Annotated in this window: 10 protein-coding genes; 6 read left to right on the top strand and 4 right to left on the bottom strand. The window is 73.9% G+C overall.

Annotated elements, in window-relative coordinates:
- Window positions 1-318: 318 nt before the first annotated feature.
- On the top strand, window positions 319-1959 hold the full coding sequence (gene qcrB, locus ACWGB8_RS15405; RefSeq protein ID WP_452213869.1) for a cytochrome bc1 complex cytochrome b subunit: 1641 nt from the start codon (window positions 319-321) through the stop codon (window positions 1957-1959).
- Between the two features lie 37 nt (window positions 1960-1996).
- Window positions 1997-2437, top strand: coding sequence for a PPOX class F420-dependent oxidoreductase (locus ACWGB8_RS15400; protein ID WP_452213868.1), 441 nt, complete (start codon window positions 1997-1999; stop codon window positions 2435-2437).
- Between the two features lie 43 nt (window positions 2438-2480).
- On the opposite strand, the gene ACWGB8_RS15395 is transcribed toward ACWGB8_RS15400, so the two are convergent.
- Window positions 2481-2666, bottom strand: coding sequence for a hypothetical protein (locus ACWGB8_RS15395; RefSeq protein WP_452213867.1), 186 nt, complete (start codon window positions 2664-2666; stop codon window positions 2481-2483).
- A 52-nt stretch (window positions 2667-2718) separates the two neighbouring features.
- The gene (locus ACWGB8_RS15390; protein WP_452213865.1) at window positions 2719-2988 is read right to left on the bottom strand and encodes a DUF1876 domain-containing protein; all 270 of its coding nucleotides are present in this window, start codon (window positions 2986-2988) and stop codon (window positions 2719-2721) included.
- 185 nt (window positions 2989-3173) lie between these two features.
- Here ACWGB8_RS15390 and ACWGB8_RS15385 point away from each other — a divergent pair, with 185 nt between their 5' ends.
- Together ACWGB8_RS15385 and trxA are read left to right on the top strand one after the other, a co-directional pair.
- Window positions 3174-3719 (top strand): GNAT family N-acetyltransferase, encoded by a 546-nt coding sequence (locus ACWGB8_RS15385; protein ID WP_452213863.1) that lies wholly within the window; start codon window positions 3174-3176, stop codon window positions 3717-3719.
- A 43-nt stretch (window positions 3720-3762) separates the two neighbouring features.
- On the top strand, window positions 3763-4218 hold the full coding sequence (gene trxA / locus ACWGB8_RS15380) for a thioredoxin (RefSeq protein WP_452213861.1): 456 nt from the start codon (window positions 3763-3765) through the stop codon (window positions 4216-4218).
- 96 nt (window positions 4219-4314) lie between these two features.
- Here the strand turns inward: trxA and ACWGB8_RS15375 are convergent, their stop codons facing one another.
- Window positions 4315-4971 carry a TetR/AcrR family transcriptional regulator C-terminal domain-containing protein gene (locus tag ACWGB8_RS15375; protein ID WP_452213859.1) on the bottom strand — a complete coding sequence of 219 codons (657 nt, stop codon included), beginning with the start codon at window positions 4969-4971 and terminating at the stop codon, window positions 4315-4317.
- Window positions 4972-5144: 173 nt separating this feature from the next.
- On the opposite strand from ACWGB8_RS15375, the gene ACWGB8_RS15370 reads away from it, so the two are divergent.
- Window positions 5145-6698 carry an APC family permease gene (locus ACWGB8_RS15370; RefSeq protein ID WP_452213857.1) on the top strand — a complete coding sequence of 518 codons (1554 nt, stop codon included), beginning with the start codon at window positions 5145-5147 and terminating at the stop codon, window positions 6696-6698.
- A 31-nt stretch (window positions 6699-6729) separates the two neighbouring features.
- Here the strand turns inward: ACWGB8_RS15370 and ACWGB8_RS15365 are convergent, their stop codons facing one another.
- A complete protein-coding gene (locus tag ACWGB8_RS15365) occupies window positions 6730-7695 on the bottom strand; it encodes a helix-turn-helix transcriptional regulator (protein WP_452213855.1) in 966 nt (321 codons plus the stop codon).
- A gap of 92 nt (window positions 7696-7787) precedes the next feature.
- Between ACWGB8_RS15365 and ACWGB8_RS15360 the strand changes: the two genes are divergently transcribed.
- On the top strand, window positions 7788-8528 hold the full coding sequence (locus ACWGB8_RS15360) for an alpha/beta fold hydrolase (RefSeq protein WP_452213853.1): 741 nt from the start codon (window positions 7788-7790) through the stop codon (window positions 8526-8528).
- Window positions 8529-8551: the final 23 nt, after the last annotated feature.

The following is an 8551-nucleotide window of genomic DNA, read 5'->3' as shown; positions in this document are numbered from 1 at the left end:
TATCTTGGTGCGGGGTTTGTTGAAGTTCGGCGGGGGGGCGGCGGGGCTCCCCACCCGTGTCCGCCGCCCGGGCGGGTGCACCCCCCGGGGGGGGCCGTCGCCGTACCCCCGCACCCTCATCCCCCCTGAAGGCCCACCCCCCACGAGAACCGGGGAGCAGGCCCCGTTTATTGTGGTGCCGCACGGAAACGGGGAGCAATCCCCGATTCGGGCGGGCGACGGGCTGCGGCCGGCGCCCGCCCGGCACCGAACGGACTCATCGGACTTCACGGACGCCACCGGACACCGGCGGACGTCCGGGGACGGGGAAGTGGGGACATGACCCGCACGCAAGCTCCCGGGCGCGGCACACGGGCCGCCGACTGGGCGGACGGCAGGCTGGGCGTCTACACCCTGGCCAGGACCAACCTGCGCAAGATCTTCCCGGACCACTGGTCCTTCATGCTGGGCGAGATCTGCCTCTACACCTTCCTGATCATCATCCTGACCGGCGTCTACCTGACGCTGTTCTTCAAGCCCTCGATGGCCGAGGTCGTCTACGACGGCTCGTACGTCCCGCTCAAGGGCGTGCCGATGTCCGAGGCGTACGCCTCCACCGTCGACCTCAGCTTCGAGGTCCGCGGCGGACTGCTGATCCGGCAGGTCCACCACTGGGCCGCCCTGGTCTTCGTCGCCGCGATGTTCGTCCACATGATGCGGGTGTTCTTCACCGGGGCCTTCCGCAAGCCCCGCGAGATCAACTGGGTCTTCGGCTTCCTGCTGCTGTTCCTCGGCCTGCTGGACGGCTTCTTCGGCTACTCGCTGCCCGACGACCTGCTCTCCGGCACCGGCATCCGCTTCGTCGAGGGCGTGGTCCTGGCGCTGCCGCTGGTCGGCACCTACGTCCAGATGTTCCTGTTCGGCGGGGAGTTCCCCGGCACCGACATCGTGCCGCGGTTCTTCACCATCCACGTGCTGCTGATCCCGGGCATCATGCTGGGCCTGCTGGTGGCCCACCTGATCCTGGTCTTCCACCACAAGCACACCCAGTGGGCGGGCCCGGGAAGGACCGAGCAGAACGTCGTCGGCATGCCGCTGATGCCGGTCTACCTGGCCAAGGCCGGCGGCTTCTTCTTCCTGGTCTTCGGCATCATCGCGGTCATGTCGGCGGTCGCCACGATCAACCCGATCTGGGCGTACGGACCGTACCGCCCCGACCAGGTCTCCACGGACGCCCAGCCGGACTGGTACATGGGCTTCGCCGAGGGCCTGATCCGGGTGATGCCCGGCTGGGAGGTCGGCCTGTGGGGCCACACCCTCAACCTGGGGATCCTGATCCCGTTCACGCTGTTCCCGCTGATCCTCGGCGCCATCGCGGTCTACCCGTTCGTCGAGGCCTGGGCGACCGCCGACGACCGGGAGCACCACCTGCTCGACCGCCCGCGCAACGCCCCCGTCCGCACCGCCCTCGGCGCGGCCTGGATCAGCCTCTACCTCGTCCTGCTCGCGGGCGGCGGCAACGACCTGTTCGCCACCCATCTGCACCTCTCGCTCGACACCATCACCCACGCGGTCCGGATCGGCGCCTTCACCGTCCCGGTCGCCGTCTTCGTGATCACCAAGCGCTGGTGCCTCGGCCTGCAGCGCCGCGACAAGGAGAAGGTGCTGCACGGCCGCGAGACCGGCATCGTGACCCGGCTCCCGCACGGCGAGTTCGTCGAGGTGCACGCGCCGCTCGACCCCGTGCAGCTGCACCGGCTCACCGCACACGAGCAGCCGCGCGCCCTCGTACTGCCGGCCCCCGTCGACGAGAATGGAGTCGCCCGCCCGGCGGGCCCGCTCGCCCGCACCCGCGCCCGGCTCTCCCGCGGGCTGTACGGCGAGGGCAGCCGGATCGCCCGGCCCACCGCCGAGGAGTACCGCGCGGCGCACCACCCGGTCCGCCCCGGCCCGCCCGACCGTCCGGACGACCAGGCCTGAGCACACCGAACGCCCCCGCACCACGAGGGAGGACACCGTGCACCACCGCAACGAGCAGCTCGCCGACCGCAGGTACCTGCTCCTCACCACCTTCGGCGAGGACGGCAGCCCGGTACGCTCCCCCCTCTGGGTGGTCGCCGACGGACCTGCGCTGGGCGTCTGGACGCCGACGCACTCCTGCGAGGCGGAGCGCATCCGCCGCCACCCCGGCGTGCTCATCGGCCCGTGCGACGCCCACGGCCGGCCCACCGGCCGCCAGCTCCCGGCCCGCGCGGTCGTCTGCGACGCCGACGACACCGCGCGCTACCGCACCTCGCTGATCAACAAGTACGGGCTCACCGCGCTGGTGGCGCTGGCGCGCAGCCGGATGCGGGTCGGCCTGGCCGGGACGGTCGGCATCCGGATCACGCCCAACCGGATCGAGCAGCGCCTGATCGGGCCGGAGTGGCAGCCGCCCGGGACGTACTGCCCCAACTGACGGCCGACCGGGCGGGACAGTCCGTGGGGGCGGGGGCGGGGGATCAGCCGGTGGCCGACTGGTCCCCCGCCCCCGGTTCGCCGCCCTCCGAGGCCTCGGCGAGGTCGCCCGGTTCGCACGCCTCGCGGCCGGTGCCGTCGTGCACCACCCGCACCGGCTTCTGCGGGCCCCCCGGCACCACCCGCTGCGGGAGGCCGCAGCGGGGACACATCAACGGGATCGTGGGCATCCGCTCCTCCTTCCGGCGCCCGGCGGTGTCGGGTCGTCCCCCGGGCCCGGCATCAGCTCAGCGGATGCGTCGGGACCGGGCTGACCGACTGGATCTCGGTGTGCGCCTTGCCGAGCAGCTGCGACGCCAGATCGTTCAGCGCCCGCGCCGCGGAGATCTCCTCGCCGACCCGCAACTGCTCCGGATCGGACGGATGCCGGCTCGTGTGGCCGTGCGCCCGCAGTTCGGTGCCGTCGCCCAACCGCAGCAGCGCGGCCGCGGTCGTCCGCGACCCCTCCTCGCGGAACTCCATCTCGATGTGCCAACCGACCAGGGTCTGCATGGCGGATCACCTCCATGGGTTACTCCTCCAGGGTGCGCCGCACCCCCCGCGAACACCAGGCGGGACCGGCGGGGACGGGCTCCCGCCCCCGCCGACGGCCGCCCCGGCACCGCACGGGACCTGCGGGAATCCCGTTGAGGGGGGCGGGCGGGGCGTGGTACCACTGCGGGGTTCCGGAAACGATCTTGGGAGAGGGGCTGGGCTGGATGGCGCTCGGAGAACTCGTACGGCTGCGGGCCATGGGCGGCGGCGACGCGGAGGCGCTGTGGCGGTGGAACCACGACCCGGAGGTGATGCGGTGGATGAACGACACCTACCCCGCCACCGTGGAGCACGTACGCGGCTGGCTGGAGGCCCGGCCCCGCAACACGTACGGGGACGTGCTGCTCGGCGTCGAGGCGCTGGCCGACGGGAAGCTGATCGGGCTGGTGGCGCTGCACGGCGCCGAGCCCGAGAAGGGCATCGCCGAGCTGGACATCTACCTCGGCGAGAAGGACTACTGGGGCCGCGGCTACGCCACCGACGCGATGCGGACGGTCTGCCGGTACGGCTTCGACAAGATGCGGCTGCGCAAGGTGACGCTGACCGTGGCGGTCGAGAACCACTCGGCGAAGCGGGTCTACGAGAAGGTCGGCTTCGTGGAGGAGGGCCGGCTGCGCCAGGTCCTGCGCCGGGAGGGCGCGTGGCACGACATGTTCACCATGGGCCTGCTGGCGGACGAGCTGTGCTGACCCCGGGCCGGTCCCGGTCGGAATAGGCTGCGGGCGGGGGCCGTTGTGGGGGGCACGGCCTGAACCGAGCCGCCTCCGGAAGGGCAGGAATCGCGATATGAGCAGCACGGTCGAACTCACCACCGAGAACTTCGACGAGATCGTCCCCGGCCCCGAGGGCAAGGACTTCGTCTTCATCGACTTCTGGGCGGCCTGGTGCGGCCCGTGCCGCCAGTTCGCGCCGGTCTTCGAGAAGGCCGCCGAGCGCCACTCCGACCTGGTGTTCGCCAAGGTGGACACCGAGGCCCAGCAGGAGCTCGCGGCGGCGTTCGGGATCCAGTCGATCCCCACGCTGGCGATCATCCGGGAGGGCGTGCCGGTGTTCTTCCAGGCGGGCGCGCTGCCGGAGTCGGTGTTCGAGGACCTGATCGGGCAGGCCAGGAAGCTGGACATGGCCGAGGTGAAGCGGAAGGCCGCCGAGCAGCAGGCCGAGCAGAACGGTGACGGCCGGGCGGTCTGAGACCCCTTCGGCAGTCGGTACGAGGGCGGCGGGCCCGGGGCGTGTGCCCCGGGCCTGCCGCCGTACGTGCGGGGCCCGCCGCCGGGTCCGCGGGGGTCAGGCGGTCCGCAGCCGGGCGGTGAGCCCGTCGAGGAGCAGCCGCAGGGCGAGGTCGAAGCCGCGTTCGTCCAGGCCGCCGGCGCCGATGCGCACGGTGCGCCCGGCGGACGCCTCCAGGGCCCCGGCCAGCGCCGGGTAGCGCGGGCGGTAGTCGGCCGGGTCGCGGGTGAAGCCCGCCGTGAAGGTCTCCAGGGCCGAGCCGAGGACCAGGTAGTCGAGCGCGGCGGCGGCCTCGGCGGCGTCGGCGGGCGGCAGTCCGGCCCGGCCGAGGGCGGCCAGCAGGGTGTCGTAGCCGAGCAGCTGGCGGTCGGCCTCGACCCGGCGGCGGGCCAGCAGCGCGATGGTGTTGGGGTGGCGCAGGAAGACGGCGCGGTAGCCGCGCGCGTACGTGGCCACGGCGTCCGCCCAGTCGGTGCCGTCCGCGGCGACGCCTTCCAGCGCGGCCAGGTCGATCTCGGCGTTGACGAGGTCGGCGAGCGCGTCGATCAGCTCGTCCTTGCCGCTGAGGTGGTTGTAGAGCGAGGCCGCCTTGACGCCGAGCCGGTCGGCGAGGGCGCGCATGGTGAGGCCGTCGGGGCCGGCGGCGTCGACCACGTCGAGCGCGGCCCGGGCGATGATCTCCCTGCTCAGCAGCGCCCTGCTCGGTCGTCCCACGTTCGCCGCCCCTCCGCCGCCGATCCGGGCGGCCGGTGCCGCCGTCGCGCGGACCACGTTATTACAGCCTGGTGTCGGCCCCTTCCGTCGGGCCGGGTGGGCGGGCTACGGTCCACGACTAACAAAGTTAGTTTTTCGATGGCCGCCCGGCCCGACGGCGAGGGGAAGCACCCGTGACCGACGCACCCACCACCGACCAGCCCCCGAGAACGGACGGAACCGACGCCCAACGGCTGGCCGCCCTCGGCTACCGCCAGGAACTGCGCCGCAGCCTCGGCGTCCTCGGCAACATCTCCATGGGCTTCGCCGTGGTCTCCCCCGTCGTCGGCCTCTACGCCGTCAGCCAGGTCGGCCTCGGCGTGGCCGGCGGCGCCTGGGTCTGGGCGCTGCCGGTCTGCCTGGTCGGCCAGCTGCTGGTGGTGGCGGTCTACTCGGAACTGGCCTCGCAGTGGCCACTGGCCGGCGGCGCCTACCAGTGGAGCCGGCGGCTGGTCGGGCCGACCTTCGCCTGGCTGACCGGCTGGATGTGGCAGTTCGCGGTGATGTTCGCCAACACCACCGTCGCCTACCTGGCCTCGCCCTGGTTCTTCGCGCTGTTCGGGCTGACCCCGACGCCGGCCCGGCTGGTGCTGGTCGCGGCCGCGTTCATGCTGCTCTGCGCCCTGGTCAACGCGTACGGGATCAACCTGCTGCGGCTGTTCGTCTCACTGGGCATCGCCGCCGAGGTGGTCGCCTCGGTGCTGGTCGGCCTCGCGCTGCTGCTGTTCTTCCGCGAGCACGGTTTCGGACTGCTCACCGACTTCCTGGACGCGCCGGCCGCCGCCGGGGTCTCCACCGGCGCGGCGCTGCTCGCGGTGGTCGCCGTCGGCGGCTGGGCGTTCATCGGCTTCGACGCCTGCGTCTCCACCGCCGAGGAGACCCGGGACGCCGGCCGGCAGGTACCGCGCGCCATGTGGTGGGCACTGACCGGGGTCGGCGCCGTGGTGGTGCTCAACGCGGTCGCGGTCGCGCTCGCCCACCCCGACCCGGCCGCCGCGGTCGCCGGGGAGGACGTCGACCCGGTGACCACCGCGGTGGTCACCGCCTTCGGCGACTGGTCGGCCAAGCCGTTCACGGTGGTCGTACTGATCTCCTTCGCGGCCTGTCTGATGGCCTCCCAGGGCGGCGCCGCGCGCGGCCTCTACTCGCTCGCCCGGGACGGCGTCTTCCCGTTCGCCGCCGGAATCCGCAAGGTGAACCGGCACCGGGCCCCGATCGGCGGACTGGTCGCCGCGACCGCGGTCAGCGCCGCGGCCCTGCCGCTCGGCCTGGAGTCGACCGCCATCGGCAGCCTGATCACCTTCGGCACGGCGGCCACCTTCCTGCCGTTCTTCCTGCTCAGCCTGGCCGCGCTGGTGGCCCGGCTGCGCGGCCGCTGGCGCCCCTCGGGCCCGGTCTCGTACGGCCGGGCGGGGACGGTCGTCAACGCGCTGGCCGTGCTGTGGACCGGACTGGAGGTGGTCAACATCTGCTGGCCGCGGACGATCCTGGCCCCGCCCGGCGCGCCCTGGTACCAGGTGTGGGCGGCGCTGCTCGGCGTCGGCACGGTCGCGCTGCTGGGCGTCGGCTACCTGCTGGCCCGGCGGCCCCAGCGGCTGATGGGCGGCACCGGACCGGACGGGCCGGCGCCCGAGCAGGCGCAGGCACCCGCGGGGTCGTCGGCCGCGGAGTCGTCGGCCGCGCGCTGACCCGGGCGTCGAACCCCGGGGCGGGCCCGGCTCAGCCGGCCGGGTCCGCCGCCCACCCGGCCAGCCGCGCCGCCAGCGCCCGGAGCTCCTCGCGCAGCGCGTCCGGGCCGAGCACGGTGAACGGCCAGCCGAGGCCCGCCAGCATCACCGCCATGCCGTCCAGCCGCTGGGCCCTGGCCCGCATCAGCACCCGCCCGTCCGCGGCCTCGGCCAGCGCGGCCACCGCGGGCGGGATGCGGCGGCGGGCCCGCTCCAGGTCGGTGTCCAGCAGCACCTCCACCTCGTGCGTCCACGGCACCCCGGCCAGCGACTCCACCACCCGCTGCACCGGGTCGAAGTCCGCCGGGGCCGCGAAGCCCGCCTCGCGCAGCTCGGCGCGCACGATCCGGTCCAGCCGGAAGGTCCGCAGCTCGCCGCTGCGGTGGTCGAGGCCGGTGGTGTACCAGCGCCCGGAGTGGAAGACCAGACCGTACGGGTCGAACTCCCGGTCGCTGGGCTCGCCGTGCCGGTCGCGGTAGGAGAGCCGGGTGCGCCGGCCCCGCCGGGTGGCCTCGGCCAGGGTGAACAGCGCCGCGGCGGCCGGGCTCGGCCCGGCCGTGGGGGCGGCGGTCAGCCCGATGGTCTGCTCGACGGCCCCGATCCGCTCCCGCAGCTGCGGCGGCAGCACCCGCTGGATCTTGGCGAGCGCCGACTCGGCCGCCTCTTCGCCGACCGAGAGCCCGGAGCTGCGCCCGGCGAGCAGCCCGAGCACCACCGAGGCCGCCTCGTCCCCGGTGAGCATCAGCGGCGGCAGCCGGAAGCCGGGCAGCAGCCGGTAGCCGCCGTAGCGCCCCCGGTCGGCCTGCACCGGGATGCCGAGGTCGACCAGCCGGGCGGTGTACCGGCGGACGGTGCGCTCGTCGACGCCGAGCCGGGCGGCGAGTTCGGCACCGGTGAGGCCGGGCCGGTCCTGCAGCAGCTCCAGCAGGGCGAGCACGCGACTGACCGGATGATCCACCGTCTTCTCCCGTCATCCGGGCGGGTTCTGTCCGGATTCGATCATAGAGTCGGAGACGTCAGCAGTCCGGCGAATCCCGTGAGGTTGGTTCCATGAGCACGTTCGTACTCGTCCCCGGTTTCTGGCTCGGCGCCTGGGCGTGGGAGGCCGTGGCGCAGCCGCTGCGCGAGGCCGGCCACACCGTCCACGCGGTGACCCTCACTGGCCTCGCCGAGCGCGCCGCCGAGGGCGGCCCGGAGGTCGACCTGGAGACCCACATCGCCGACCTGACCGGCCTGCTCACCCGCGAGGACCTCTGGGACGTCGTCCTGGTCGGCCACAGCGGGGCCGGCGCCCCGGTCACCGGCGCGGCCGACCGGATGCCCGAGCGGATCCGCCGGGTGGTGTACGTGGACAGCGGCCCGGTCGCCGACGGCACCTCGCTCGGCGACCTCAACCCGCCGCACGTCCACGCGCGGATCGCGGCCACCCTGGTCGACGGCTGGGGCTACCCGCTGCCGAGCTGGGCCGAACTGGCCGAGGACGAGGCGTCGGTCGAGGGCATGGACGAGGCCGCGCTCGAACGCTTCCGCTCGCTCGCCACCCCGCAGCCGGTCGGCACGGTGCACCAGCCGCTGCAGCTGACCGGTGGCGGCGAGAAGCTGCCGAAGACCCTGCTGTCCTGCTCCTTCCCGATCGCCCAGGTGCGGGAGCTGATCGCGGCCGGCCACCCGTACTTCGCGCCGCTCGGCGGCGAGGAGTGGGAGCTGCGCGAACTCGCCACCGGCCACTGGCCGATGTTCTCCCGCCCGGCCGACACCGCGGCGCTGCTCGCGGAGATCGCCGCGGGCTGAGCACCCGCCGGACGGGCCCGGGC

The organism is Kitasatospora sp. NPDC054939 (assembly GCF_053610105.1).
This window is presented reverse-complemented; position numbering and strand designations above follow the sequence as displayed.